The 24,943-nt window shown below is 64.0% G+C and carries 26 protein-coding genes; 18 read left to right on the top strand and 8 right to left on the bottom strand.

Going from position 1 to position 24,943, the window contains the following annotated elements; genetic code table 11:
- Positions 1-124 precede the first annotated feature (124 nt).
- Positions 125-1,072: a tRNA 2-thiocytidine(32) synthetase TtcA gene (gene ttcA, locus H143_RS0107860; RefSeq protein WP_019937686.1), complete on the bottom strand. Its 948-nt coding sequence runs from the start codon at positions 1,070-1,072 to the stop codon at positions 125-127.
- A gap of 3 nt (positions 1,073-1,075) precedes the next feature.
- Positions 1,076-1,435, bottom strand: a complete 360-nt coding sequence (folB, locus tag H143_RS0107865; RefSeq protein WP_019937687.1) for a dihydroneopterin aldolase — start codon at positions 1,433-1,435, stop codon at positions 1,076-1,078.
- Positions 1,436-1,508: 73 nt separating this feature from the next.
- On the opposite strand from folB, the gene H143_RS0107870 reads away from it, so the two are divergent.
- Positions 1,509-2,423: an NAD(P)/FAD-dependent oxidoreductase gene (locus H143_RS0107870; protein ID WP_019937688.1), complete on the top strand. Its 915-nt coding sequence runs from the start codon at positions 1,509-1,511 to the stop codon at positions 2,421-2,423.
- Between the two features lie 19 nt (positions 2,424-2,442).
- Here H143_RS0107870 and H143_RS0107875 read toward each other — a convergent pair whose 3' ends face one another.
- A complete protein-coding gene (locus H143_RS0107875) occupies positions 2,443-4,203 on the bottom strand; it encodes a M61 family metallopeptidase (RefSeq protein ID WP_019937689.1) in 1,761 nt (586 codons plus the stop codon).
- A gap of 38 nt (positions 4,204-4,241) precedes the next feature.
- Between H143_RS0107875 and H143_RS0107880 the strand changes: the two genes are divergently transcribed.
- The 10 genes from H143_RS0107880 to H143_RS0107925 all read left to right on the top strand — a co-directional run bounded on the left by H143_RS0107880 (position 4,242) and on the right by H143_RS0107925 (position 12,726).
- Positions 4,242-5,018, top strand: coding sequence for an enoyl-CoA hydratase (locus H143_RS0107880; protein WP_019937690.1), 777 nt, complete (start codon positions 4,242-4,244; stop codon positions 5,016-5,018).
- Between the two features lie 265 nt (positions 5,019-5,283).
- Positions 5,284-5,742 carry an ATP synthase subunit I gene (locus tag H143_RS0107885; RefSeq protein ID WP_019937691.1) on the top strand — a complete coding sequence of 153 codons (459 nt, stop codon included), beginning with the start codon at positions 5,284-5,286 and terminating at the stop codon, positions 5,740-5,742.
- A gap of 103 nt (positions 5,743-5,845) precedes the next feature.
- Positions 5,846-6,727, top strand: a complete 882-nt coding sequence (atpB, locus tag H143_RS0107890) for a F0F1 ATP synthase subunit A (RefSeq protein ID WP_019937692.1) — start codon at positions 5,846-5,848, stop codon at positions 6,725-6,727.
- Positions 6,728-6,838: 111 nt separating this feature from the next.
- Positions 6,839-7,081, top strand: coding sequence for a F0F1 ATP synthase subunit C (gene atpE, locus H143_RS0107895; RefSeq protein WP_019937693.1), 243 nt, complete (start codon positions 6,839-6,841; stop codon positions 7,079-7,081).
- Positions 7,082-7,207: 126 nt separating this feature from the next.
- Complete coding sequence (locus H143_RS0107900; RefSeq protein ID WP_019937694.1) at positions 7,208-7,678, top strand: F0F1 ATP synthase subunit B; 471 nt, start codon at positions 7,208-7,210, stop codon at positions 7,676-7,678.
- 18 nt (positions 7,679-7,696) lie between these two features.
- Complete coding sequence (locus H143_RS0107905; RefSeq protein ID WP_019937695.1) at positions 7,697-8,248, top strand: F0F1 ATP synthase subunit delta; 552 nt, start codon at positions 7,697-7,699, stop codon at positions 8,246-8,248.
- 44 nt (positions 8,249-8,292) lie between these two features.
- Positions 8,293-9,834, top strand: a complete 1,542-nt coding sequence (gene atpA, locus H143_RS0107910; RefSeq protein WP_019937696.1) for a F0F1 ATP synthase subunit alpha — start codon at positions 8,293-8,295, stop codon at positions 9,832-9,834.
- Between the two features lie 16 nt (positions 9,835-9,850).
- Entirely contained in the window at positions 9,851-10,759 is a 909-nt protein-coding gene (gene atpG / locus H143_RS0107915) for a F0F1 ATP synthase subunit gamma (protein WP_019937697.1), read from the top strand.
- Between the two features lie 42 nt (positions 10,760-10,801).
- The gene (gene atpD, locus H143_RS0107920) at positions 10,802-12,205 is read left to right on the top strand and encodes a F0F1 ATP synthase subunit beta (protein ID WP_019937698.1); all 1,404 of its coding nucleotides are present in this window, start codon (positions 10,802-10,804) and stop codon (positions 12,203-12,205) included.
- A 95-nt stretch (positions 12,206-12,300) separates the two neighbouring features.
- Positions 12,301-12,726: a F0F1 ATP synthase subunit epsilon gene (locus H143_RS0107925; RefSeq protein ID WP_019937699.1), complete on the top strand. Its 426-nt coding sequence runs from the start codon at positions 12,301-12,303 to the stop codon at positions 12,724-12,726.
- Positions 12,727-12,812: 86 nt separating this feature from the next.
- On the opposite strand, the gene H143_RS22405 is transcribed toward H143_RS0107925, so the two are convergent.
- Entirely contained in the window at positions 12,813-12,989 is a 177-nt protein-coding gene (locus H143_RS22405; protein WP_019937700.1) for a hypothetical protein, read from the bottom strand.
- A 74-nt stretch (positions 12,990-13,063) separates the two neighbouring features.
- On the opposite strand from H143_RS22405, the gene H143_RS0107935 reads away from it, so the two are divergent.
- A complete protein-coding gene (locus tag H143_RS0107935; protein WP_019937701.1) occupies positions 13,064-13,843 on the top strand; it encodes a helix-turn-helix domain-containing protein in 780 nt (259 codons plus the stop codon).
- A gap of 47 nt (positions 13,844-13,890) precedes the next feature.
- Positions 13,891-14,964 carry a uroporphyrinogen decarboxylase gene (gene hemE, locus H143_RS0107940; RefSeq protein WP_033365421.1) on the top strand — a complete coding sequence of 358 codons (1,074 nt, stop codon included), beginning with the start codon at positions 13,891-13,893 and terminating at the stop codon, positions 14,962-14,964.
- A 170-nt stretch (positions 14,965-15,134) separates the two neighbouring features.
- Here the strand turns inward: hemE and H143_RS22925 are convergent, their stop codons facing one another.
- Complete coding sequence (locus H143_RS22925) at positions 15,135-15,287, bottom strand: hypothetical protein (RefSeq protein WP_231378475.1); 153 nt, start codon at positions 15,285-15,287, stop codon at positions 15,135-15,137.
- Between the two features lie 15 nt (positions 15,288-15,302).
- Here H143_RS22925 and H143_RS0107945 point away from each other — a divergent pair, with 15 nt between their 5' ends.
- Positions 15,303-17,465: a primosomal protein N' gene (locus H143_RS0107945; protein ID WP_019937703.1), complete on the top strand. Its 2,163-nt coding sequence runs from the start codon at positions 15,303-15,305 to the stop codon at positions 17,463-17,465.
- Positions 17,465-19,624 carry a UvrD-helicase domain-containing protein gene (locus H143_RS0107950; RefSeq protein WP_019937704.1) on the top strand — a complete coding sequence of 720 codons (2,160 nt, stop codon included), beginning with the start codon at positions 17,465-17,467 and terminating at the stop codon, positions 19,622-19,624. The genes H143_RS0107945 and H143_RS0107950 overlap by 1 nt, the downstream gene beginning before the upstream one ends.
- Here the strand turns inward: H143_RS0107950 and H143_RS0107955 are convergent.
- Entirely contained in the window at positions 19,619-20,653 is a 1,035-nt protein-coding gene (locus tag H143_RS0107955) for an IS630 family transposase (RefSeq protein WP_155803558.1), read from the bottom strand. The genes H143_RS0107950 and H143_RS0107955 overlap by 6 nt on opposite strands.
- 231 nt (positions 20,654-20,884) lie before the next feature.
- Entirely contained in the window at positions 20,885-21,781 is an 897-nt protein-coding gene (locus H143_RS0107960; RefSeq protein WP_019937705.1) for a LysR substrate-binding domain-containing protein, read from the bottom strand.
- 177 nt (positions 21,782-21,958) lie between these two features.
- Here H143_RS0107960 and H143_RS0107970 point away from each other — a divergent pair, with 177 nt between their 5' ends.
- The gene (locus H143_RS0107970) at positions 21,959-22,573 is read left to right on the top strand and encodes a glutathione S-transferase (protein WP_019937707.1); all 615 of its coding nucleotides are present in this window, start codon (positions 21,959-21,961) and stop codon (positions 22,571-22,573) included.
- Between the two features lie 93 nt (positions 22,574-22,666).
- Entirely contained in the window at positions 22,667-22,810 is a 144-nt protein-coding gene (locus tag H143_RS22410) for a DUF3563 family protein (protein WP_155803352.1), read from the top strand.
- A gap of 2 nt (positions 22,811-22,812) precedes the next feature.
- Here H143_RS22410 and H143_RS0107980 read toward each other — a convergent pair whose 3' ends face one another.
- Positions 22,813-23,535, bottom strand: coding sequence for a helix-turn-helix transcriptional regulator (locus H143_RS0107980; protein ID WP_019937709.1), 723 nt, complete (start codon positions 23,533-23,535; stop codon positions 22,813-22,815).
- A 133-nt stretch (positions 23,536-23,668) separates the two neighbouring features.
- Here H143_RS0107980 and H143_RS0107985 point away from each other — a divergent pair, with 133 nt between their 5' ends.
- Complete coding sequence (locus H143_RS0107985) at positions 23,669-24,943, top strand: MFS transporter (RefSeq protein WP_026349841.1); 1,275 nt, start codon at positions 23,669-23,671, stop codon at positions 24,941-24,943.

Below are 24,943 nucleotides of genomic sequence, written 5' to 3' on the forward strand. Positions count from 1 at the left end.
TGTCGAGCTGCGCTGTCCCAGCCCAATTCGCTCGGACTCGCAGCATCTCACCCTGATAGGGGCCGATACCCCGCAGACGGCTCAAGAACTCAAGCAGGCAGTCCCGTCACGGCAAACTTAAGGCTCAAGAACGCAGCCCGCTGAACCGAATCGCTTTCTCGATCATGCCATCGTCGCCACTGTCGCAAGCCGGCGCAGCGGCGCCTACCTGCGGATCTTCGTGATCGAAGGCGATATCGCCATTGACATCTGCCAGCCCTGTAGGTTTGAGGCCCGCGAAATCGAACAGCTCGCGGTCCATCAGGTGCGAAGGCACCACGCGCGATAGCGCGTTGAAGGTGTTCCAGGCGCGTCCCGGGTGTTTGCGGTCCCATTCCTGCAGCATGCGCGAGACTTCCTTGCGCTTGAGGTTCTCCTGCGAACCGCACAAATTGCACGGAATGATGGGGAACTGCTTGAGCTGGGCGTAGGCGACCAGATCGCTTTCGGGCACATAGGCCAGCGGCCGTATCACCGTGTGCCGCCCGTCGTCCGATACCAGCTTGGGCGGCATGCCTTTCATCTTGCCGCCATAGAACAGGTTCAGAAAGAAAGTACCCAGGATGTCGTCGCGATGATGGCCCAGCGCGATCTTGGTCGCGCCCAGTTCGCCGGCCACGCGGTACAGGATGCCGCGCCGCAGCCGCGAGCACAGCGAGCACATGGTCTTGCCTTCGGGTATGACGCGCGTGACGATGGAATACGTATCCTGCGTCTCGATGTGGAAAGGCACGCCCAGATCGCTCAGGTACTGGGGCAGCACGTCGTCGGGAAAGCCCGGCTGCTTCTGGTCAAGGTTGACGGCGACGAGTTCGAACGGGAACGGCGCGCGCTTTTGCAGCGCCATCAGGATGTCCAGCATGCCGTACGAATCTTTGCCGCCCGACAGGCAGACCATCACGCGGTCGCCCGCCTCGATCATGTGGTAGTCGGAGATCGCGCGCGTGGTTTCGCGCGCCAGGCGCTTGGAAAGCTTGTTGCCTTCGTGCTGCGCCTTCAGTTCGGCCCGGTTGAGAAAAGCGGTGGAGTCCATCGTTTAGCGGCGCGTCTGTATTTCCACCCCGACCGCCGCGCAATCGGAAAACGCCATCGGCTTGCTGATGCGCAACTTGATGGCGCTGATGTCCGGAAAATCGGCCAGCAGCCGCTGCGCGATCTGCTCTGTCAGGGTCTCCAGCAGGTTCACGTGTGCGCGTGTGCACTGTTCGATGATCGCCTCGCGCAAGCTGCGGTAATCGAGCACGCTGTGGATGTCGTGATCGTCGGTCTTGTGCGTGATGTCCACGTCGAACTCGGCGTCGATGTGCAGGGGCTGCGTGGCGCGGCGTTCGTGTTCGAGTATGCCGACGCGGGCGTCGAGCGCCAGGCCGGAGAGAATGATGCGGCGGGTCAGCATGATCTCGGGGGCGGATGAGAATGCGTCATTGTAAGGCGTGACTACAATCGGGCATCGAGTAAGGCTCAAGAACATGCAACAGCTATACGACGCAGTGATCGTTGGAGGCGGGCCGGCCGGCGTTTCGTGTGCAGTCTGGCTGGCGCGCCTGGGTTTGTCGCCCGTGCTGATGGAGGCTGGTGAACGCCTGGGCGGACTGGCAGCCGCCAACCCTTTCGCCAACGACTGGATCGCGGCGCTGCCCGGGGCAAGCGGACCGCAGATCGCCGACAATCTGGCGCAAAGCGCGCAGGCGGCGGGCGTGCCTGTCATGCTGGAATCGCCGGCCGCGCAGGTCCTGGCCCAGGAAAACTTCTATGTAGTCGAGTCGGTCGGGCCGCGTCAGGTCGGGCCGCGCAAGGCCGGGCCGCGCAAGGCCGTATGCGGCCGCGCCTTGGTCATCGCTTCCGGCGTGCAGGCGCGCAATCTGGCCGGCTATGCGCCGCAGGCGCGTTGGCCCGGCGTGCTGGTGGGGCCGGGTTCGGCCGTCGTGGCCCAGGACTACACCGGGCTGTCGGTGGCCGTGCTGGGCGGCGGCGACAATGCTTTCGAGAACTTCGTCTATGTGCGCGGACGCGGCGCGAAGACGGTGCATCTCTACTCGCGTACCGTGCGCGCGCAGTCGCAATGGATCGCCCGCGCCGGCGAAGCCGGCGTGCATCGTGGCGACTATGGGGTCGACCCAGCCGCGCGCATGGTCAACGGCCGCCGTTACGATCTCATCCTGGTTTTCTACGGCTGGCAGCCGCAGGCGGCATTTGCCGACGGCCTGGATCTGGCGCGCGACGAGCGCGGCTACATCCGCACCGACGCCGCGACCGCGCAGGCAAGCTTGCCCGGCGTCTACGCCATAGGCGAAGTCGCCAATCGCATGCACCCTTGCGTCGTCACCTCCATGGCCGACGGCGTCGTGGCCGCCAAGGCCATACAGCGGCGGCGCGAACAGTAAGCGTGAATTTTCCGGCTGCTCAGGACAGCACGCAATCCAGCGCCGCCGGCGCGCTTAGTCGGACCGTGAAGACGCGCAGCTCGTCGCGCCGGAACACGTGCACTTGCACGCGCTCGCCCGCCCGGTATTGCGACAGCAGCACGTCCAGCCCGGCCGGCGCATCCACGCGCAATCCATCCACCGCCACGAGCACGTCGCCCGCCGACAAGCCGGCCTTGTGCGCGGCGCCGTCTTCCAGCACCGTAGCCAGCGCCAGCCCTTCGCCTTGCTTGCGCACGCGCGCGTCGATGCAAGGAATCGGCGAGGCCGGCTTCCATTGCAGCGTCACGCCGGCCGTCGCCAGCAGCTCGGCCAGCGGCAGATCGGCCGTGCCATAGGCATGGCGTGCTACGAAGCGGCGCACATCCACCCCGGTGGCTTCGCGCACTAGCGACGGGAAGGTTTCTTCATCCAGCCCCTGCTGGCGGCCCCGGTAGAAATCGCGGCCATAGCGCTGCCACAGCAGGCGCATCACGTCATCCAGCGAGTGCCGGCCATTGCTTTGCTGGCGTATCGTCAGATCCAGTCCCAACGCCACCAGCGAACCCTTGGTGTAGTAGCTGACGATTGCGTTGGGCGAGTTTTCGTCCTGCTTGTAGTAGCGCGTCCAGGCATCGAAGGAGCTGTCGGCCACCGACTGCTTCTTGCGCCCGGGCGCTCGCGCCACGCCGGTGATGGTCTTGGCCAGCAGGCGCAGATAGTCCGGGCGGGTGATGCAGCCCGAACGCAGCAGCAGCAGGTCGTCGTAGTACGAGGTGAAGCCCTCGAAAATCCATAGCAGCCGCGTTAGATCGGGCCGTGACAGGTCGTAGGGCACGAAGGCCGCCGGTTTGATGCGTTTGACGTTCCAGGTATGGAAATACTCGTGGCTCACCAGGCCCAGAAAGGTGCGATAGCCCTCGCCCTGGCCCTGTTGGCCCATTACGGGCAAGTCCTTGCGCGTGGCCATCAGCGCCGTGCTGGCGCGATGCTCCAGGCCGCCATAGCCGTCGCCCGTGACCATGGTCATGAACACATAGCGGTCCGTGCCGTCGAGAAACGGCGCGCGTTTGGTGCGCGGTTCGAAGAGGGCGATCTCGGTTTCGCAAATGGCCTGCACGTCCTTGGCGATGCGGTTGAGGTCCAGCCTGGGAACCTCGCCGGTGAACACCAGTTCATGCAGGGCGCCGTGCGCGGTGAAGCTCACGACCTGTGGCGTGCCCATCTCTACCGGGTAGTCGATCAGCGCGTCGTAGTCGGGCGCCCGGTACAGGCCGAAGCCGTGCCGCGGCGCGGAACCGCGCATGCCACGTGCCTCGGGCAGCGCGGTGTAGACCTTCCAGTGCTCCCGCCCGGGCGGGGCAACCAGATCGAGCAGGCAGGGCTCGTGCTCCTGCCCCTGGACGCGCAGAAACACGCTGGTGCCGTTGAAGAAGGCGTGTGTCTCGTCCAGATGCGCGCCGCGCACCGACAGATCCCAGGCGTAGACGGTGTACTCAACCTGCAGCGGGCCGTCGCAGGGTGCGGCCTGCCAGGTATGGTTGTCGATCTTTTCCACGGGCACCGCCCGGCCTGCGCTCCTGGCCGCAAGCGTCTCGATCTGACGCGAGAAATCACGGATCAGGTAGCTGCCGGGTATCCAGGCGGGCAGGGCGAGTCTCTGGCCCTGGGGGTCGGGCCTCGCCACAGTGAGCGCGACACGGTAACGGTGCCCGGCGGGGTCGTGGGGCTGCAGGCGGTAGAGAATGGCGGTATCGTTCATGCCTCATATCTTAATTCCGACCGCCAGGAGACATACCCGTGAGCGAATCCTTTGTTCTGGCCGAAACCCGCGGCCGCGTGGGACTCTTGACCCTGAACCGTCCCAAGGCCCTGAATGCGCTCAATGACACCCTGATGGACCAGCTGGGCGCGGCCCTGCTGGCCTTCGACGCCGATGACGGCATCGGCGCCATCGTCATTACCGGCAGCGAGAAAGCCTTCGCGGCGGGCGCCGACATCGGCGCCATGAAAGACTGGTCGTACATGGACGTCTACGGCAGCGAATACATCACCCGCAATTGGGAGACGCTCAAGCGCGTGCGCAAGCCGGTGATCGCCGCGGTGGCGGGCTATGCGCTGGGTGGCGGCTGCGAGCTGGCCATGATGTGCGACATCCTCATCGCCGCCGATACGGCCAAGTTCGGCCAGCCCGAGATCAAGCTGGGCGTCATTCCCGGCGCCGGCGGCACGCAGCGCCTGCCGCGCGCAGTCGGCAAGGCCAAGGCCATGGACATGGTGCTGACCTCGCGCTTGATGGGCGCCGAGGAGGCCGAACGCGCCGGCCTGGTGTCGCGCGTGGTGCCCGCCGACAAGATGCTCGACGAGGCCATCGAGGCTGCCACGGTCATCGCCTCCATGTCGCTGCCCTCGGCCATGATGGCCAAGGAGTGCGTCAATCGCGCCTACGAAGGCACGCTGGCCGAAGGCATCCTGTTCGAGCGCCGCGTGTTTCATTCCCTGTTCGCCACCGAAGACCAGAAGGAGGGCATGGCCGCCTTCGTGGCAAAGCGCGCGCCGTCGTTCAAGCATCGCTAGGCGCGGGCGCGCCGATCCGTTGTTTCGTCACTTTTTTCAGTCGTTTCGCCCGGCGCGTAATGGCTGACAGAGGGCTTGCTAATTTGCGGTCGGCCAGAAAAGCAAGCTATACTTGATAGGTTTGATGCTTAGCGAAACACGGCTAGCGGAACGCGAATTCCGGGTGCGAGTTGCAAGCTGACAAATTAAGGTGGGGCCGAGCGATCTGGCGCCACCTTTTGTTGTCTGTAGAACTTAAGGGCAAAAGCACGCGCGAGTCGTAGCCATGCGGGAAGAGAACACCGACATCGAAGCAGAAGTGGAGACGCCGCCGATCGTTTTGTCGATCGAGGAGCGCCTCGCCCTCGATGCCCAGGCCTGCCGGGACATGCTGCTCATTCTGGCGGCTCAGGCAGTGATGGGCCTTGGTGCGGCGGTGCTGGCGGGGGTGTGGGCAGGGTCGGCGGCGGGGCTGTCGGCATTGATCGGGGCGGGGGCCTATTGGTTTCCCAATGCGTTTTTCGCGCTGCGCCTTCTGGTCGGTGTCGTGCGGTCGATGCGGGCCAATCCCTTTGCCTTCCTCCTGGGCGAGCTTGCCAAGCTGCTGCTGACGGTGCTGATCCTGGGTCTTGCGGCCTGGTATGCGCGGGGGTGGCTGGTGTGGCCGGCGGTGCTGGTTGGCCTGTTGCTCACCTTGAAGGGCTATCTTCCGTTCATGTTGTTGCGCAAGCGGTCAAGGCAGTAGGCAGTACCAAGAACAGAAATGCGCGGTCGTTTGCGCCGGGTTCCACGCGGGGCAGCAGCAACGGCCCGCCTGGGTATAACAGCAGTAGAAGATAGGATTTTCCATGGCTGCAGAAAGCGGTGTCTCGCCTCAGGCAGAGTACATTCAGCACCACTTGGTGCACCTGAACAATCTGGGTGAAAAGCAGACCACCATTGCCCAGTTCAACGTCGTCAACTACGACTCGTTGTTCTGGTCCATCTTCATGGGTCTGGTGGTTGTGCTGTGCCTGTGGTACGTTGCCCGCCGCGCCTCGTCCGGCGTGCCGGGCCGCTTCCAGGGCGCGGTGGAAATGGTCGTGGACATGGTCGACGATCAGGCCAAGGGCATCGTCAATAGCGCCAAGAGCCGCCTTTTCGTTACTCCGCTGGCGCTCACGGTCTTTCTGTGGATCGCCGTGATGAACGCGCTCGATCTGCTGCCGGTCGACCTGCCGGGCACGATCTTCCACGCCCTGGGCTGGGGTCGCCATCCTGGCGATTTCCTTTACTACCACCGCATTCTTCCAACGGCCGACCTGAACGTGCCCATGGGCATGTCGCTGGGCGTACTGCTGCTGATGTTCTATTACGGCATCAAGATCAAGCGTCCGGGCGGCTTCGTCAAGGAGCTGTTCACCGCGCCCTTTCATGCGCACGGCATCGGCGGCGTGATCCTGGCCCCCATCAACCTGCTGATGAACATCATCGAATACGCCGCCAAATCCGTGTCGCTGGGCATGCGGTTGTTCGGCAACATGTTCGCCGGCGAACTGCTCTTTCTGCTGATCGCCCTGCTGGGCGGCGCCTGGACGGGCTTTAACGGCACCAGCATCGCCCTGGGCCTGGGCCAAATCGTGGCCGGCTCCATCTGGTCCGTCTTTCACATCCTGATCGTGCTGCTGCAGGCGTTCATCTTCATGATGCTGACCCTGGTGTACATCGGTCAGGCCCACGAAGGACACTGATTCCCGGTTTTCCGGCGCGGGCTTCGGGCACGCGCCGGGTCGCAAGAGTTTCTTGCATAGAGCAGTACCCGTTTTCAAGTTTGATTTCAGATATTTAACCAAGGAGTTGTCATGACCAACGTCGCTTTCGTTGCCCTCGCTTGCGGTCTTATCATCGGTCTGGGCGCCATCGGCGCTTGTATCGGCATTGGCCTGATGGGCGGTCGCTACCTGGAAGCCTCGGCTCGCCAGCCCGAACTGATGAACGCCCTGCAGACCAAGATGTTCCTGCTGGCTGGCCTGATCGACGCCGCGTTCCTGATCGGCGTGGGTATCGCCATGCTGTTCGCCTTCGCCAACCCCTTCGCTGGTTAAGCACGGGCCTGGCCATGATCATGGCCGTGCCCGCTTCCGGGTTCTACACGGATGCGGGTTTCGATTGTCGAGAGCTTCGGAACGCCATGAGCGCGTCCGAAGCAGAAAGGTGTTAAAGGAACGACCGTGAATCTGAACGCGACGATCTTTTTCCAGATGATCGTGTTCTTCATTCTGGGTTGGTTCACGATGAAATTCGTGTGGCCTCCCATGATGAAGGCGATCGACGAGCGCCGTCAGAAAATCGCTGACGGCCTGGCTGCGGCCGAGAAGGGCAAGGCCGATCTGGCCCAGGCCCAGGCTCGCGTCAGCCTGATGGAAGCGTCTGCCAAGTCTGAGAACCATGCCCGCATGGCCGAAGCCGAAAAGCAGGCTGCCTCCATGATCGAGCAAGCCCGACGCGAAGCCGAAGCCGAGCGCGCCCGCATCGTGGCCCAGGCTGCGCAGGACGCCGCGCAGCAAGTGCAGCGCGCCCGCGATGCGCTGCGCGACGACGTGGCGGCGCTGGCCGTCAAGGGCGCCGGGCAGATCCTCAAGCGCGAAGTTGACGCGCGCGCCCACGCCGAGCTGCTCGAACAGCTCAAGGCGCAGCTCTAATGACAACGCGGAACTGACATGGCTGAACTCTCCACTGTCGCCCGTCCCTACGCCGAGGCCCTGTTTCAGGCGGCCAGCGACGACAAGGCCCTGGGCCTGTCGGGCTGGGCCGACCTGATCGGCCAGATGGCGCAGATCGCCGCGAATCCCGACGTGCGCGAAGCCATGAGCGATCCGCGCCTGGACGACGCCCAGCGCGTTCAGGTCTTCAGCGGCCTGCTCAAGGACCTCAAGGACAAACTGTCCGCGTCGGCCGGCAATTTCATCGAACTGCTGGTGCAGAACGACCGCCTGCTGCTGCTGCCTGAAATCGCCGAGCATTTCATCGCGCTGAAGAATCGCCATGAAGGTTCGGCGCAGGCGGAAATCACCAGCGCATTCGAGCTTTCCGAGGCCCAGGTCAAGGATCTGGTTGCCTCCTTGGAAGGCAAGTTCGGCCTCAAGCTCAAGCCCCACGTCACGGTCGATCCCTCGCTGATCGGCGGCGTGCGCGTAGCCGTGGGTGACCAGGTGCTCGACACTTCCGTTCAAGCCCAACTGACCCGCATGCGCGACATGCTGGCCGCGTAATAAAAGTCGCGCAGCCAGCCACATACAGGATTCCAGGAGTCAATATGCAACTCAATCCCTCCGAGATCAGCGAACTGCTCAAAAGCCGCATCGAGGGCCTGGGCGCTTCGACCGATGTTCGTACGCAAGGCACCATCGTGTCCGTGACCGACGGCATCACCCGCATCCACGGCCTGTCCGACGTGATGCAGGGCGAAATGCTCGAATTCCCCAACAATGTCTACGGTCTGGCGCTGAATCTCGAGCGCGACTCGGTCGGCGCCGTGATCCTGGGCGATTACACCGGATTGTCCGAAGGCGACCCGGTCAAGACCACCGGCCGCATTCTCGAAGTGCCGGTCGGCCCGGAGCTGTGCGGCCGCGTGGTGAACACGCTGGGTCAGCCCATCGACGGCAAGGGTCCGATCAACACCAAGCAGACCGACATCATCGAAAAAGTGGCGCCGGGCGTCATCGCCCGCCGCTCGGTGTCGCAGCCGCTGCAGACCGGCATCAAGGCCATCGACGCCATGGTGCCGATCGGCCGCGGTCAGCGCGAACTGATCATCGGCGACCGCCAGACCGGCAAGACCGCCGTTGCCGTCGATGCCATCATCAGCCAGAAGGGCAAGGGCGTCACCTGCGTGTACGTCGCCATCGGCCAGAAGGCTTCGACCATCAACAACGTGGTGCGCAAGCTCGAAGAGCACGGCGCGATGGAGTACACCATCGTCGTAGCTGCCGCCGCGTCGGACTCGGCCGCCATGCAGTATCTGGCCCCCTATGCCGGCTGCACCATGGGTGAATATTTCCGCGACCGCGGCGAGGACGCCCTGATCGTGTATGACGACCTGACCAAACAGGCCTGGGCCTACCGCCAGGTGTCGTTGCTGCTGCGCCGTCCGCCCGGCCGCGAAGCCTACCCCGGCGACGTGTTTTACCTGCACTCGCGCCTGCTCGAGCGTGCCGCCCGCGTCAACGAAGAGTACGTCGAGAAGTTCACCGGCGGCGCCGTCAAGGGCAAGACTGGTTCGCTGACCGCCCTGCCCATCATCGAAACGCAGGCCGGCGACGTGTCCGCCTTCGTGCCGACCAACGTGATCTCGATCACCGACGGTCAGATCTTCCTGGAAACCGACCTGTTCAACGCCGGTGTGCGTCCGGCCATCAACGCCGGCATCTCGGTGTCGCGCGTCGGTGGCGCCGCCCAGACCAAGGTCGTCAAGAAGCTGTCCGGCGGTATCCGTACCGATCTGGCCCAGTACCGGGAACTGGCCGCTTTCGCGCAGTTCGCCTCCGATCTGGATGACGCCACCCGCCGCCAGCTCGAGCGCGGCAAGCGCGTGGTGGAGCTGCTCAAGCAGCCTCAGTACCAGCCGCTGCAGGTGTGGGAGCTGGCCATGTCGCTGTTCGTGGTCAACAATGGCTACCTGGACGATATCGACGTTTCCCAGGTGCTGCCTTTCGAGAAGGCGCTCAAGGAACAGCTCAAGTCCAAGCACGCCGACCTGATCCAGCGCATCGAAGACACCAAGGAATTGTCCAAGGGCGACGAAGCCGAGCTCACCGCGGCCGTCGTGGAATTCAAGAAGCACGGTGCTTACTAAGTAACGGGAAAGCGCAATGCCCGGAATCAAGGAAATCCGCACCAAGATCAAGAGCGTGCAAAACACGCGCAAGATCACCAAGGCGATGGAGATGGTCGCCGCATCCAAGATGCGCAAGGCGCAGGAGCGGATGCGCGCGGGCCGTCCCTATGCCCGCAAGGTGCGTGACATCGCCCTGCACCTGATGCAGGCTAACCCTGAGTACAACCACCCCTTCCTCAAGGAACGCGAGATGAAGGCGGTCGGTGTAGTCATGGTCAGCACCGACAAGGGCCTGTGTGGCGGTCTGAACACCAACATCAGCCGCGTGGTGCTGGCCAAGCTCAAGGAGTTCCAGCAGAAGGGCGTCGCGGTGCAGACCACCGCCCTGGGGAACAAGGGCCTGGGCCTGTTGACCCGTATCAGCAGCAAGCTGGTGTCGCAGGAAATCCATCTGGGCGATGCGCCCAATATGGAACGCCTGCTCGGTGCCATCACAGTCCAGATCAACGACTACCTGGCCGGTCGCATCGACGCGCTTTACCTGGCTACGACGCGCTTCATCAACACGATGCGCCAGGAGCCGACCTTCATCCGCCTGCTGCCCCTGGCCGGCAGCCTGGACGATCCCTTTCAGGCCGGCGTGTCGGCCGAGCAGACCGAAGGCGCCAAGCTGCCGACCACGCATGGCTGGGACTATCTGTACGAACCCGATGCCCAGGCCGTCATCGACGACCTGCTGCAGCGTTATATCGAGGGACTTCTGTTTCAGGCGGTCGCCGAGAACATGGCCTCCGAGCAGTCCGCTCGCATGGTGGCCATGAAAGCCGCGTCGGACAATGCCAAGAAGGTCATCGGCGAGCTGCAACTGGTCTACAACAAGACCCGCCAGGCCGCGATCACCAAAGAAATTTCGGAAATCGTGGGGGGCGCGGCGGCCGTTTAAGGCCCTCGCCACCTATTACAAGCTATCAAGCAAGGAATCGACATGAGCAACGGAACCATCGTTCAGTGCATCGGCGCCGTGGTGGATATTCAGTTCCCCCGCGATCACATGCCCAAGATCTACGAAGCGCTCACCCTGGTTGACGCCGGTGAGGGTGCGTTCGCCGAGAAGGGTCTGACCTTCGAAGTGCAGCAGCAGCTCGGCGACGGCGTGGTCCGTACCATTGCGCTGGGTTCCAGCGACGGCCTGCGCCGCGGCATGCCTGTGGCCGGCACCGGCGCCCCGATCTCGGTGCCGGTAGGTACTGGCACGCTGGGCCGCATCATGGACGTGCTGGGTCGTCCCATTGACGAAGCCGGTCCCATCGTCCACGAAGAAAAGCGTGCCATTCACCAGCATGCCCCGAAGTTCGACGAACTCTCGCCTTCGGTCGAACTGCTGGAAACCGGCATCAAGGTGATCGATCTGGTTTGCCCCTTCGCCAAAGGCGGCAAGGTGGGTCTGTTCGGCGGCGCTGGCGTGGGCAAGACCGTCAACATGATGGAACTGATCAACAACATCGCCAAGCAGCATAGCGGCCTGTCGGTGTTCGCCGGCGTGGGCGAGCGTACCCGCGAAGGCAACGACTTCTACCATGAAATGGAAGAGTCGAACGTGCTGGACAAGGTCGCGATGGTGTTCGGCCAGATGAACGAACCCCCGGGCAACCGCCTGCGCGTGGCGCTGACCGGCCTGACGATGGCCGAAAAGTTCCGCGACGAAGGCCGCGACATCCTGTTCTTCGTCGACAATATCTACCGCTACACCCTGGCCGGCACCGAAGTGTCCGCCCTGCTGGGCCGCATGCCTTCCGCCGTGGGCTACCAGCCTACCCTGGCCGAAGAAATGGGCGTGCTGCAAGAGCGCATTACCTCGACCAAGACGGGCTCGATCACTTCGATCCAGGCCGTGTACGTGCCGGCGGACGACCTGACCGATCCCTCGCCCGCCACGACGTTCCAGCATTTGGACTCGACCGTCGTGCTCTCGCGCGATATTGCCTCGCTGGGCATCTATCCCGCCGTGGATCCGCTCGACTCCACCAGCCGCCAGCTCGACCCGCAGGTCGTGGGCGAGGAGCACTACCAGGTGGCGCGCGGCGTGCAGCAGACCCTGCAGCGCTACAAGGAACTGCGCGACATCATTGCGATCCTGGGCATGGACGAACTGTCGCCGGAAGACAAGCAGGCCGTGGCCCGCGCGCGCAAGATCCAGCGTTTCCTGTCGCAGCCCTTCCACGTGGCCGAAGTGTTTACCGGCTCGCCCGGCAAGTACGTACCGTTGGCTGAAACTATCCGCGGCTTCAAGATGATCGTCGACGGTGAGTGCGACGCGCTGCCCGAACAGGCCTTCTACATGGTCGGCTCCATCGACGAAGCCTTCGAGAAGGCCAAGAAGCTGCAATAAGCGTTTGCTGCCGCGTCGCGCCGCCAGGCAAACTGTCTCCTCGGGAGCGGCAAGCCGCAGGCGCTGCGTGGCGGCGTTATCAACAAGGAATACGCATGGCTAACCTTCAAGTGGACGTCGTCAGCGCGCATGAAGCGATCTTCGCCGGCGAGGCGAAGTTCGTGGTGCTGCCTGGCGAATCGGGCGAGTTGGGCATCTTGCCCGGCCACACTCCGCTGATCTCGCGCATTCGTCCCGGCACGGTCAAGATCGTCCGGCCCGACAATAGCGAAGAACATGTCTTCGTTGCGGGGGGCATCCTGGAAGTGCAACCGGGCAGCGTGACGGTCCTGGCCGACACCGCCATCCGCGGCGCCGACCTGGATGAAGCCCGCGCCGTGGAAGCGCGCAAGAAGGCCGAAGAGGCCCTGCGCAACGCCAAGGACAAGGCCGACATCGCCGTGGTCGAGGCCGAACTGGCTATGCTGGCCGCCGAAGCCGCCGCGGCGCGCAAGATCCGTCAGGGTCGTTCGACGCACTAACCGCGCGCCTTCGGGCAACTTTCGCGCCGCGCACGTCGCGGCCATGGCAAGGCGGGCTCAGGCCCGCCTTGTTCCTTTCCGAAAGCTTATTTTTGTTCCAGCAAGGACTGGGCATTGGCGAGGCGGATGCTGTCCAGCAGGGCGGGATCTACGTCCGCAAGCTGTTCGTGAGGCTTGGGCAGACCCATGGGAAACGGCCAGTCCGAGCCGAACAGTATCTGTGTCCCGCCGAAGACCGAAGCGCTCCGCGAGTGCCTGCGCATTGTGGGAAGTGCGCATAGCCCATTTCTGACTATTTCCTTAACATCGCTCCTGACTATTTCTTCAGGAGCTATCCATGCGCGAAATGTTCGAGTGTGCGGTACTGCAGGTGCCCGACCAGGCCGGGGCGGATCCGATCGACGGCGGCGGCCGGCTCAAGCTGCACCTCTATGACCTGGCATTGGCTGCCGGTGGGCCAAACGGCGCCATCTCCGATACCACGGGGCTGATCGCAGCGTCGGCGCTGGCTCTGCAGCGCTACGACGCCTGCCTGCTCTATGTCGAGCCGGCCAATCTGCCGTGGGTGCGCATTGCCTTGTCGCGCGCACGGTCCGTGCTGCGAACCCCGGTGTTGGCGCTGGTGCGCGAGGTCAAGGCCGCGGCGCTGGCCGATCTGCTGGCGCTGGGCGTGATGGACTTCCTTCGGGTACCGGTATGTTCCGAGGAACTGCGCGCCAGGCTCCTGCACCTGCCCGGTCGCGGACAACTGCAGGAGCCAGCATCGGCTTACGGCGCGGCGTCTTCTTTTACGCCGATCGAGATTCGCCCGACTGCGTCGCATTTGCAGCGCTCCTGCGGCATCGACATCGCCTCCTATGAGCCCGACGAGTCGTTCCGCCAGGCCAAGGCGCGCATCGTTTCGGGATTCGAACGCGCTTATTTGCACCAGATCCTATCCCGGCACGACGGCAATGTCGCGCGGGCAGCTCGGGCTGTCAACAAGCATAGGCGAGCCTTCTGGGCCCTCATGCACAAGCATGCCATCGACGCCAAGACCTATCGTGCCGCCGCGGCGGCCCAGAGCGAGTACGATGCGCCGCCGCTCGCCGGTCGCCCCCGGCGCAGCACGAGCTAGCGGCGGCGGGACAGTAGAATCAGGGTTCGCAATCGACGAGTAAAGCCGTGCCTTCTGCCCTGAAAAACGATGTGCTCCTGCGTGCCCTGCTGCGACAACCCGTACCTTATACACCAATCTGGCTGATGCGCCAGGCGGGACGCTACCTGCCCGAGTACAACGCCACCCGGGCGCGAGCGGGATCGTTCCTTGGCTTGGCGCAGAGTCCCGACTACGCGACCGAGGTGACGCTGCAACCCCTGGCCCGCTATCCGCTGGACGCCGCCATCCTGTTTTCCGACATCCTTACCGTGCCCGACGCGATGGGCCTGGGCCTGGAGTTCGTGCAGGGCGAGGGGCCGCGCTTTGTCCGGCCCGTGCGCGACGAGGCGGATGTGGCCCGACTGGCCGTGCCCGACATGGACAAGCTGCGCTATGTATTCGACGCCGTCGCGCAGATCCGGCGCGAGCTCGACGGTCGCGTGCCGCTGCTGGGCTTCGCCGGCAGTCCCTGGACGGTCGCCTGCTATATGGTCGAGGGTCAGGGCAGCAACGACTATCGCCTCATCAAGAGCATGCTCTACGCGCGTCCCGACCTGCTGCATCGCATCCTTGAGGTCAACGCCCGGACCACTCGGCAATACCTCAACGCGCAGATCGACGCCGGTGCGCAGGCGGTGATGCTGTTCGACAGCTGGGGCGGAGTTTTGGCCGACGGCTTGTTCCAGCAGTTCTCGCTGGCCTACACGCGCCAGGTGATCCAGGGGCTGCGCCGCGAACGCGAAGGCCGCCCAGTGCCGGTCATCGTCTTTACCAAGGGCGGCGGGGCCTGGCTCGAAGACATCGCTGCTTGCGGCTGTGATGCCGTGGGCCTGGACTGGACGGTCAACCTGGGCGCGGCGCGCAAGCGTGTGGGCGACGCCGTTGCCCTGCAGGGCAACCTGGATCCCATGACGCTTTTCGGCGGCGAGCAGGCCGTGCGGGCTGAAGCCCGGCGGGTGTTGGATACCTTCGGACCGGCCGACGCGGGCGGGCATGTCTTCAATCTTGGGCATGGAATTTCCCAGTTCACACCGCCCGAAGCCGTAGGCGAACTGATCGATGAAGTACATCGTTACAGCCCTGTCTTTCACTCGCAGTGAGTGTCTGCTTCGGCGCAGACGCACGCGTAATCTATGCCTACATATTCAGAGTTGTGCACAATATTGGGAATCTCCGAGATTACCCCGAAAACTTGCGAGTGATTCTTGAATTAATACATAACAATATGATTTTAAATAGAAAAATAGAAAAACCGCATACTTTCATTTTATCATTTTGAAACATTTCCATCGGTACTTCGGGGCTTACTCAAGCTCTTTTCCCCAAAGTTATCCACAGGCGGAACAAAAATTTCAGGCAACCCTCTGATGCGTGCAGATTTAGCGCGTATTTCAAGAAAACACTTTAAGTCGATTCCGGTCATGGCTTTCAAACGAGCATGACAAATCCGGTTTCCGTTCCCGTCCTGGCCAGGCAGCCTGCCGGCGAACCCCGCTGGTTGCGGGTGGCGCTTGACGTCCCGCTGCCCGGACTGTTCGATTACCGCTGCGACCAAGACGTCGAGCCGGGCCTGCGCGTCATCGTGTCTTTCGGACGGCGCAAACTGGTGGGTGTGGTGGTCGAACTGGCGCAGGCGCCGAGCATGGATCCAGCCCAGATCAAGACCGTGGAACGGGTGCTGTACGATCTGCCGCCTTTCGCGCCGGATTGGATGCGCCTGGCGCGTTTCGCTGCCGAGTATTACCAGCGGCCGCTGGGCGAGGTCATGCTGCCCGTGCTCCCGCCGCCCTTGCGCAAGCCGTCCTCTTACCAGGGCAAGCGATCGGGGCTGGGGCCGGTAGCGCGGCGTGACGCGGCGCAAGCCAGGCAGGAGCGCAAGGCGCAGGTTGCCCCCGATCCGGCGCCCCAGGATGAGCCTCAAACCTTGGCACCGCAAGCATCGGCCTCCCCTATCGCTCAGCCGCCGGCCTTGCACCCTGAGCAGCAGGTCGCGGTGGATGCCATCGCCGCTTTAAACGGATTCAAGCCCGTGCTGCTGCATGGCGTGACGGGCAGTGGCAAGACCGAGGTCTACCTGCACGCGGCGCAAGCGGTGCTGGCGGCCGGGCGGCAGGTGCTGTTGATGGTGCCCGAGATCAATCTCACGCCGCAGCTGGAGGCGGCGCTGCGCGCGCGCTTTGAGCCGATCATCGGCGCCGGCGGCCTGGCCGTGCTGCACAGCGGCCTGGCCGACGGCGAACGCATCGAATCGTGGTCGCGCGTGCAGCGCGGCCAGGCGCGGTTGCTGCTGGGCACGCGCATGTCCATTTTCGCGCCTATGCCCGAGCTCGGGATGATTGTGGTCGACGAAGAGCATGATCCTTCCTACAAGCAGCAGGAAGGTCTGCGCTATTCGGCGCGCGATCTGGCCGTGTGGCGCGCGCACGATCGGGACATTCCGGTGGTGCTGGGGTCGGCGACGCCTTCGCTCGAATCCTGGCAGCACGCCGAACGCGGCCATTATTTGCGGCTGGCTTTGCAGAACCGCGCGAGCGCCAGCCGGCTGCCCGATGTGCGCCTGGTGGATACGCGCCGCCTGCAGATGAAGCAGGGCCTGTCGCCGCAGTTGATCGAGGCGCTGGGAGACCGTCTGGCGCGCGGCGAGCAGTCGTTGGTTTTCCTGAACCGGCGCGGCTATGCGCCGGTGCTGCATTGCGGCTCGTGCGGCTGGGTCAGCCATTGCCCGCGCTGCTCCACGTTCACAGTGCTGCATCGCGTCGAAGGGCGTTCGGCATATCGTCTGCATTGCCATCACTGCGGCTATCAAGGCACGGTGCCGCGCGCCTGTCCCGAATGCGGCGACCAGGACCTGCTGCCCATGGGGCGCGGCACGCAACGCGTGGAAGAACACCTGGCTGAGCTGTTTCCGCAGGCGCGGATCGCGCGCATCGATGCGGACAGCACGCGCAAAAAAGGCAGTGCGCAGGCCTTGTTCGCTTCGGTACACGCCGGCGAGGTCGATATCCTCGTGGGTACGCAGATGGTGTCCAAGGGGCACGACTTCAGGCGGTTGGGGCTGGTCGGCGTGCTCAATGCAGATTCGATGCTGTTCGCCCATGACTTTCGCGCACCCGAACGTCTTTTCGCGCAGCTGATGCAGGTGGCGGGCCGAGCCGGGCGCCATACGGCGAACGGCGAGGTCATCATCCAGACCGGCTACCCCGAGCAGCCGGTGTACCAGGCGCTCAAGCGCCACGACTATGCCGGCTTTGCGCGCTACATGTTGCAGGAGCGCGAGGCCACCGGCCTGCCGCCCTATGCCTATCAAGCCTTGCTCACGGCCGAGGCGCGCGAATTGCAGCAGGCGCTGGCCTTTCTGCAGCGCGCCCGCGACGTGGCCGACCAGGCCGGGCTGCCGGCGCTGGACGCGGTGACGCGCTACGATCCCGTACCCCTGCGTGTGGTGCGCGTGGCCCACGTGGAGCGCGCACAGCTGCTGGTCGAGAGTACGCATCGCCCGGCCCTGCAGGCCTTTCTCACGGCATGGTCGGCGTGGCTGCCTCAGATCGCGGGCGAGATGCGCGTGCGCTGGCAGCTCGAAGTCGATCCCCTGGAAATATGATGTCCGCAAGCGATACGCCCATCGGTCACGGCCTGAACCCGTCCCAGAAAGAAGCGGTGCTCTACCTGAACGGCCCTTGCCTGGTGCTGGCCGGCGCGGGCAGCGGCAAGACGCGCGTGATCACGCAGAAGATCGCCTACCTGCTGCGCGACTGCGGATATATGGGCCGCAATGTGGCGGCGCTGACCTTCACCAACAAGGCCGCGCGCGAGATGGCCGAACGGGTCAAGACACTGGTCGACCCCAAGCTGGCCAAGGGGCTGACGATCAGCACCTTTCATGCGCTGGGTGTGCGCTTTCTGCGCGAAGAGGCCGCGCATGCGGGGCTCAAGCCGCAGTTCTCGATCCTGGATTCGGACGATGCCATGGGCATCATCCAGGAGTTGCTGGCCACCACCGATCGCGGCCGCCTGCGCGAGGTGCAGTCCATCATCTCGCTATGGAAGAACCAACTGGTCTCGCCCGACCAGGCCGCCAACATCGCGCGCACGCCCACCGAAGTCGAGGCCGTGCAGGTGTACCACAGCTATGCGGTCACGCTGGCGGCCTACCAGGCGGTAGACTTCGACGATCTGATCCGCCTACCCACCGAGGTGCTCGATCGCGACGAAGCGGTACGCACGCGCTGGCAGAACCGCCTTCGCTATCTGCTGGTGGACGAGTACCAGGACACCAACGCCTGCCAATACCGCCTGGTGCAGCTGCTGACGGGCATGCGCGCCATGTTCACCGCGGTGGGCGACGACGATCAGGCCATTTATGCCTGGCGCGGCGCCACGGTGGAAAACCTGGGCAAGCTCACCACCGACTACCCGCAGCTCAAGCTCATCAAGCTGGAGCAGAACTATCGCTCGGCTCAGCGCATCCTGGCCGCGGCCAATAGCGTGATCGCGCACAACCCCAAGCTGTTCGACAAGAAATTATGGTCGGATCTGGGCGCGGGCGAGCCCATCACCGTTACGGCCATGGAGGGCGACGAACAGGAAGCCGAGAACGTGGCGATGAAGATATCGGCCTCGCGTTTCGAGCGTCGCGGACAGTGGAGGGACTACGCGATCCTGTATCGCAGCAACCACCAGTCGCGCGTGCTGGAACAGGCGCTGCGCAATCTGAAGATTCCCTACACACTCTCGGGCGGGCAGAGTTTTTTCGACAAGGCCGAGGTGCGCGACATCCTGGCCTATCTGCGCCTGGTCGCCAATGGCCAGGACGATCCGGCCTTCATCCGCGCGGCCACCACGCCGCGACGCGGCATAGGCCAGAGCACCTTGCAGACGCTGGGGCAGTATGCCGCCTCGCGAGATCTGTCGCTGCTGGCGGCGGTGGACGAGGCAGGCCTGGAAAGCCTGCTCGCCGCGCGCCAGTTGGAACCTTTGCGCACCTTCGCCGAATTCATACGCCGCATCCAGTGGCGCGCGGGACGAGGCGCTCAGCAGGCGCCCGAGGGTTTCGCCGCCGGGCCGCCCCAAGGCGAAACAGCCCCCTCGGGGGGCAGCAAGCCGCAGGCGCAGCGTGGGGGCAACATTATTGCCGCCGAGCCCGCGGGGGCGATTCTCGACGACATGCTGGGTGCGATCCAGTACGAGCGCTATCTCTACGACACGCTGGAGGAGCGGCCGGCGCAGAACCGCTGGCAGAATGTGCTGGAGCTGACTTCATGGCTCAAGCGCAAGGCCGAGGAAGACGGCTACACGCTGTTCGAGTTGGTGCAGCACGTGGCGTTGATCACCATGCTCGAACGCGGCGAGGACGAAGAACCCGATGCGGTCAAGCTTTCCACGCTGCATGCCTCCAAGGGGTTGGAATATCCGCACGTGTATCTTGCCGGCGTGGAAGACGGCCTACTGCCGCATCTGGGCAAGGACGACGAGGACACCGGCAATGCGGCCCAGGCCGCCGAGGCGTTGGCGGTACGCATACAGGAAGAGCGCCGGCTGATGTACGTGGGCATCACGCGCGCCCAGCGCAGCCTGCACCTGAGCTGGTGCAAGAAGCGTCGCCGCGCCCGCGAGGACATCGTGCGCGAGCCTTCGCGCTTCATCGAGGAGATGGGACTCGGGAGCGCGAAGGTGGTCGAAGATGAGACCACCATGGCCATGAGTCCCAAGCAACGGCTAGATATGTTGAAGGCGCTTTTGAACAAGGGTTCTTACTCATAGGTCAGAAATATAGGCGACACTTGGATGCCGGAAGAACGATCGAACCAAGTCGGGCCGCTTGGCGATGTCAGACAATTGCGCATGCACGAGGTCGGCCAGCTTTTCGCCTGCCCGCAGCGGGCGGCGCGCCACGCCAGTGCGCTTGGCGTAGCTCCAGACCAATTCGTCGGGATTCAAGTCCGGCGCGTAGCCGGGAAGGAAGTGCAGTGTCAGCTTGCCCTTGAGGCTGTCTACATACGCGCGCACGCCCTTGGTCTTGTGCGCGGGCAAACCATCCACGACCAGATGGATGGGCCGCCGCCGCCCCTTCATCATCTGCCTCAGCAAGTTGATGAACCCTTCGCCATTCAGGCCGCCGCGGTAGAGGGCAAACCAGAAGCCGCCCTTGCTGTTGACCGCCGAGGCCGCACTGATGCCCTGCCGCTGCCCAGGCACCGCGACCACCGGCGTGTGCCCCTTGGCCGCCCACGTCCGGCCCTGCACCGCATCCGCGCGGAAGCCCGATTCGTCCCAGAAATAGATCTCGGCCTTTTCCCGCTTGGCTTGGCGCACGATCGCCCGATAGGTGCTCTGCTGCCAGTGCGCTACCGCCACCGGGTCGCGCTGGTAGGCCTGCTGCAGCGGCTTCTGCGGCGTCAGTCCGATCCGGGCCAGCAAGGTGCCCACGCTGGCCAAACTCAATCGAGCACCGAACCTCGTTTCGATCAGTTCGCGCACGATCTGCCGTGTCCACAGCCCGAAGTCGAAGCCGTATTGCCGCGGGTTCTTGCCGTTGACCCAGCCGAAGACCTGCCTCTCCTGCGCCGCCGTCAGCGTCCGCGGGCGACCCGTGCCTTTGCTCGAAAGCAGTGCACGTTTGCCATGACCGCGACCACGAGCCTTGGCCAGCACCTTGTAAGCCCAACCACGATGCAGGCCGAACGAGGCGGCCACCGTCGCCGGCGACTCGCCTTCCTTCATTCGTTCAAGCGCCACCAGGCGCATCTCTTCCAGCGCCGCCCGGGACACCGTGCGTCCGTCTCTAATCATGTCGGCTTGGACAGCGCAGAAGGACATTTGTTCCCTAAATTACTGACTTATGAGTAAGGTCTTTTGCTGTATTCGGCCCTGAGGTCCGGCCGGCTCCGAAGAGTCGGGTTTGGGCGCCGCCCTAGGCGCCCAAAGTCCCATCGGGACTGCCGCCCCGACTCTTAAGTCGCTCGGCCTGTCCTCAGGGCCGAATACAGCAAAAGACTAAGGCTTTATGCCCGCCGAGAAAGATTAGAACTTCACTTTTGCCGAGAAAGCTTCGAACTCCGCGGTGATCCAGGTCCGGAAGTCCCGCACCTTTTCCGGCATGTTCTCGCGCTGCGGCCAGACCAGCCAGTAGGGATAGGGATACGGTATGCGCACGTCGGTTATCTGCACCAGCCGACCCTGTTCCAGCAGGTCCGCGACGATGCTGTAGCGGGTGAGCAGCAGGCCGTGGCCCAGCTCGGCGCAGCCTACTGAGATATTGGAGTCGTTGGCGCGGAACTGGATTTGCTGGACGGGTTCCGGCACGCCGGCTGCGCGGCACCAGTCTATCCAGGCATTATCGGTTTCGTGCAGGAGTGGACAGCGGATCACCTCGCGCGGCGTGCGGGGCAGTTTGCCGCCCGCGAAATTGGGTGCGGCGACCACGAGCGCGACATCCTTGTACAGCCGCTGCTGCGCCAGATTGGGCCAGGGGCCTTGCCCCATGCGTATGCCCACGTCGGCCATGCCTTGCTGCAGTTCGCTCAGTTCCAGCCCGGTCTGCAGACGGATGCGGTAGTGCGGATGGGCTTGCCGGAATTTGGGCAGGCGCGAAACCAGCCAGTGCAGCGCCAGGGAATGTAGCGTAGTGATGACCAGTTCGTCTTCTTGCGGGCGGGCTCTGGCCTTGCGGGTGGCGGTCTCGATGTCGCGCAACGCGTCGCGGATCTCGAGCGCGTAAAGGCGGCCCTCCTCGGTCAGCGTCAGGCCGCGTCCGGCGCGCACGAACAGCGGCACGCCCATGATGTCTTCGAGCAGCTTGATCTGCTGGCTGATGGCCGAGTGCGTGATGTGCAGTTCGCGCGCGGCGGAAGTGACGCTGCCGAGCCTGGCCACGGCCTCGAAATAGCGCAACGCCGGCAGGGGAGGGAGATGGCTCATATGTTGGTAAAACTAACGATTGACGTTGATTTTTACCGCTTTTCCAGCCTGCGGACTATCGTTAATCTTATCCGTAACAACCCGAATATTTGTTCCGTGCGCGGCATCCTCGAAACGTAGAGATGCTGCGGGCTGGAAATTTTATCGATCTTAAGAAATTCTAACGTCAGGTTCATCATGCAACTCATCGGTATGCTCGATTCGCCCTATGTGCGCCGCACCGCGATCGGTCTGAAGCTGCTCGGGATCCCGTTCGAGCATCGTTCGGTCTCGGTTCTCAGTACCTTTGACCAGTTCCATGCCTTGAATCCGGTCGTCAAGGCGCCGACGCTGATCCTGGACGACGGCCAAGTGCTAATGGACTCGACGCTCATCCTCGACTACGCCCAACGCCTGGCCGGACCTTCGGCCGCGATCTTCCCGGCCGATCTTGCCAAGCTCGCCCGCGCGATACGCCTGACAGGCCTGGCGCTGGCCGCGTGCGAGAAGACCGTGCAGATCGTATACGAGCGCAAGCTGCGGCCGGCCGACAAGCTGCACCAGCCTTGGCTCGATCGCGTGCGCAAGCAGTTGCTGGCAGCCTATGCCGAGCTGGAGAAGGATTTGCGGGCCCAACCCCTGCATGGGGCGGGCCAGGCGCTTGGCCATGACGGTGTTGCCGTCGCGGTGGCTTGGGGTTTCACCCAGATGATGGTGTCCGACGTGGTGCCAACGGCCGATTACCCACGCGTGCAGGCGTTCTCGGCACATTGCGAGCAGCTTGCGGTGTTCAGGGAAACGCCCGCGACATAGGCTCGCCGGCCGTTGCCGCGCCGGCCGCTGCCGCGCCGGCTTTATTCGATTTTTTATCAGTATCTCGTTCGTTTCTCGGGCTGGGAGGGAATCATGTTTGCGCAATTTTTCTATCGACTGACCCACTTATTTGGATTTCACAGCCTGTCCCGGGAAGAGGCCTATCTGGCTTGCGCAGTCGATCTGGGCCAGCTGGAATGTCGCGTGCTCGCTCTGGACCACGGTATGGAAATGTGAGGCTACAGACGCAATCCGAAGACGCGGGTGAAAGCCTGTTGTCCGGCGGGCGTGACGCTGACACTGCGTGTGCCTTCGGGCCGCCTTATCCACCCTTGTTTCAGGTAGTGCTGGAACAGGGTGGCTCCGAGCGTGCCCGCGATATGGTGGCGGCGTTCGCTCCAATCCAGGCAGGGCCGACAGAAGACGCGGGTCGATTTGCGCTGCGCGGCATGCTGCGCACTGGCGCGGGGTTCGATGCCCAGGTCTTGCAGGAAACGGGTTCCCTGCGCCGTCAGGGCGCCAGCCTCCGATGTCAGTTCGATATGGCCCGCCTGGACCAGGCTGTCCGTGATGGCCACCGCGATCTCGCCAGCCAGGTGGTCGTAGCAGGTGCGTGCGTAGCGCAGCGCCTTGTCGCGCGGACCGGTCACGACATCCGGACCGCGCGGCCGCGCGCCGGCTTCGCGCTCGACCGAGACCGACATGATGTGCTCCAACAGATGCGCCACGGACGGCGAGGCGAGCCGGTGGTAGCGGTGGCGGCCTTGCTTTTCCATGGACAGCAGGCCGGCTTGCGTCAGCCTGGCAAGATGCCCGCTGGCCGTCTGGGGCGAGATTCCCGCCAACAGCGCCAGTTCCGCGGCGGTCAGGGCGCGGCCATCCATCAGCGCGGCGAGCATGCTCGCGCGCGCCAGATCTCCGATGAGCGCGGCCGTTTCAGCCAATGATGCCGTGCTGAGCATGGCGGGTCTCCTACGCAGTCCGATTAGATTAGCAATTATTTCGATGAACATACTACGGGCTGCATCGTAGCGTCGGGGTGCCACAAGGCGGCAAAGTGAGGGCCCGGGAATTTTCTTGGAATCCTGCTGCGCCATGCCTTGTGCCTTTGTATTGCCTGAACCTGAATCTCGCTTTTTCGGCCGCAGGGTAGTGCGGTCCGCCTTTTTGCTTGCGGTCTTCGGCTGGGGCGTCGGTTTCTACGGGCCGCCTATTTATCTGACCCAAGTCATCACCCGGACAGGCTGGTCTTTGCGCCTGGTCTCGGTCGCGGTAACCGTGCACTTCCTGTTTGGCGCCCTCGTCGTGGCGAATCTGCCGCGCGCACACGCCAGACTGGGCCTGCCCGTCACGACGACGCTGGGCGCAGGGCTTGCGGCAGTCGGCGTCACGGGGTGGGCCGTCGCGGCGCAGCCCTGGCAGCTCTTCGTGGCCGCGCTGGCCAGCGGCGCCGGGTGGGTGGCAATGGGCGCGTTCGCGGTCAATGCCATCGTGTCGCGCTGGTACGTTGCGGGTCGGCCAAGCGCCTTGGGCAAGGCCTACAACGGCGCAAGCATCGGCGGGGCCGTTTTTGCGCCGCTATGGGTGGCCTTGATTCAATGGATGGGCTTTGTCGGCGCGGCGCAGGCGGTGGGGCTGGTCATGTTCGCCGTCGTTGCGTGCCTGAGCTTTGCGGTATTTGCGAAAACGCCGCAAAGCCTGGGGCAATTACCCGATGGCGTCGCCGCCTTGCCCTCGTTGGCCGCCGCGCAGCAAGAACACGGCGGTTCATCCGTGTTGCCGCGCGAGGCGCTGTGGCGCGACCGCACCTTTCTTACGCTGGCCGCAGGCATGGCGATCGGGCTGTTCGCGCAGGTCGGCTTGCTGGCGTATCTGTTCGATCTGCTGGCGCCCGCCATGGGCGCGCAGACGGCGGGATTCCTGATGGGCGGCGGTACGGCCTGCGGTATTGCGGGCCGGATGATTGCGGCCCGGGCCTTGACGTACATGGCAGACCGCCGCATCGTCGCCGCGGCGAGCTATGGCATGCAGGCGGTGGGCTCGCTCGTGTTGCTTGCCTCGCAGCGCGGCCAGCCCTGGCTCATCGTGCCCGGCATCGTCCTGTTCGGCGCTGGGATAGGCAATGCCACATCCTTGCCGCCGCTGATTGCGCAGACCGATTTCGCGGCACGGGAGGTGCCCCGGGTCGTTGCGTCGATCGTCGCTGTCGGACAGGGCGCCTATGCTTTCGCGCCAGCGGCATTCGGCCTAATGTTGGCCGCCGGCGCCGGCGTGAGCACGGCGCGGCCGCAGGCCGATTGGCTGTTCATCGCCGCCGGCGCCATCCAGTTCGCCGCTGCGGCGATTTTCCTGGTGGGCCGCAGAAAATAA

Origin of the sequence: Bordetella sp. FB-8 (assembly GCF_000382185.1) — a bacterium.
GTDB lineage: Bacteria > Pseudomonadota > Gammaproteobacteria > Burkholderiales > Burkholderiaceae_B > Bordetella.

Bases quoted from the DNA above. Each gene is read 5' to 3' on its own strand.
- H143_RS0107980 (WP_019937709.1), bottom strand. From the start codon at position 23,535: ATGCTCAGCACGGCATCATTGGCTGAAACGGCCGCGCTCATCGGAGAT.
- H143_RS0107905 (WP_019937695.1), top strand. From the start codon at position 7,697: ATGGCTGAACTCTCCACTGTCGCCCGTCCCTACGCCGAGGCCCTGTTT.
- H143_RS0107945 (WP_019937703.1), top strand. From the start codon at position 15,303: ATGACAAATCCGGTTTCCGTTCCCGTCCTGGCCAGGCAGCCTGCCGGC.
- H143_RS0107935 (WP_019937701.1), top strand. From the start codon at position 13,064: ATGCGCGAAATGTTCGAGTGTGCGGTACTGCAGGTGCCCGACCAGGCC.
- ttcA (WP_019937686.1), bottom strand. From the start codon at position 1,072: ATGGACTCCACCGCTTTTCTCAACCGGGCCGAACTGAAGGCGCAGCAC.
- folB (WP_019937687.1), bottom strand. From the start codon at position 1,435: ATGCTGACCCGCCGCATCATTCTCTCCGGCCTGGCGCTCGACGCCCGC.
- atpB (WP_019937692.1), top strand. From the start codon at position 5,846: ATGGCTGCAGAAAGCGGTGTCTCGCCTCAGGCAGAGTACATTCAGCAC.
- H143_RS0107925 (WP_019937699.1), top strand. From the start codon at position 12,301: ATGGCTAACCTTCAAGTGGACGTCGTCAGCGCGCATGAAGCGATCTTC.
- H143_RS0107875 (WP_019937689.1), bottom strand. From the start codon at position 4,203: ATGAACGATACCGCCATTCTCTACCGCCTGCAGCCCCACGACCCCGCC.
- H143_RS0107885 (WP_019937691.1), top strand. From the start codon at position 5,284: ATGCGGGAAGAGAACACCGACATCGAAGCAGAAGTGGAGACGCCGCCG.
- H143_RS22410 (WP_155803352.1), top strand. From the start codon at position 22,667: ATGTTTGCGCAATTTTTCTATCGACTGACCCACTTATTTGGATTTCAC.
- atpG (WP_019937697.1), top strand. From the start codon at position 9,851: ATGCCCGGAATCAAGGAAATCCGCACCAAGATCAAGAGCGTGCAAAAC.
- H143_RS0107970 (WP_019937707.1), top strand. From the start codon at position 21,959: ATGCAACTCATCGGTATGCTCGATTCGCCCTATGTGCGCCGCACCGCG.
- H143_RS0107960 (WP_019937705.1), bottom strand. From the start codon at position 21,781: ATGAGCCATCTCCCTCCCCTGCCGGCGTTGCGCTATTTCGAGGCCGTG.
- atpA (WP_019937696.1), top strand. From the start codon at position 8,293: ATGCAACTCAATCCCTCCGAGATCAGCGAACTGCTCAAAAGCCGCATC.
- H143_RS0107950 (WP_019937704.1), top strand. From the start codon at position 17,465: ATGTCCGCAAGCGATACGCCCATCGGTCACGGCCTGAACCCGTCCCAG.
- H143_RS0107985 (WP_026349841.1), top strand. From the start codon at position 23,669: ATGCCTTGTGCCTTTGTATTGCCTGAACCTGAATCTCGCTTTTTCGGC.
- atpE (WP_019937693.1), top strand. From the start codon at position 6,839: ATGACCAACGTCGCTTTCGTTGCCCTCGCTTGCGGTCTTATCATCGGT.
- atpD (WP_019937698.1), top strand. From the start codon at position 10,802: ATGAGCAACGGAACCATCGTTCAGTGCATCGGCGCCGTGGTGGATATT.
- H143_RS22405 (WP_019937700.1), bottom strand. From the start codon at position 12,989: ATGCGCAGGCACTCGCGGAGCGCTTCGGTCTTCGGCGGGACACAGATA.
- H143_RS0107955 (WP_155803558.1), bottom strand. From the start codon at position 20,653: ATGATTAGAGACGGACGCACGGTGTCCCGGGCGGCGCTGGAAGAGATG.
- H143_RS22925 (WP_231378475.1), bottom strand. From the start codon at position 15,287: ATGACCGGAATCGACTTAAAGTGTTTTCTTGAAATACGCGCTAAATCT.
- H143_RS0107870 (WP_019937688.1), top strand. From the start codon at position 1,509: ATGCAACAGCTATACGACGCAGTGATCGTTGGAGGCGGGCCGGCCGGC.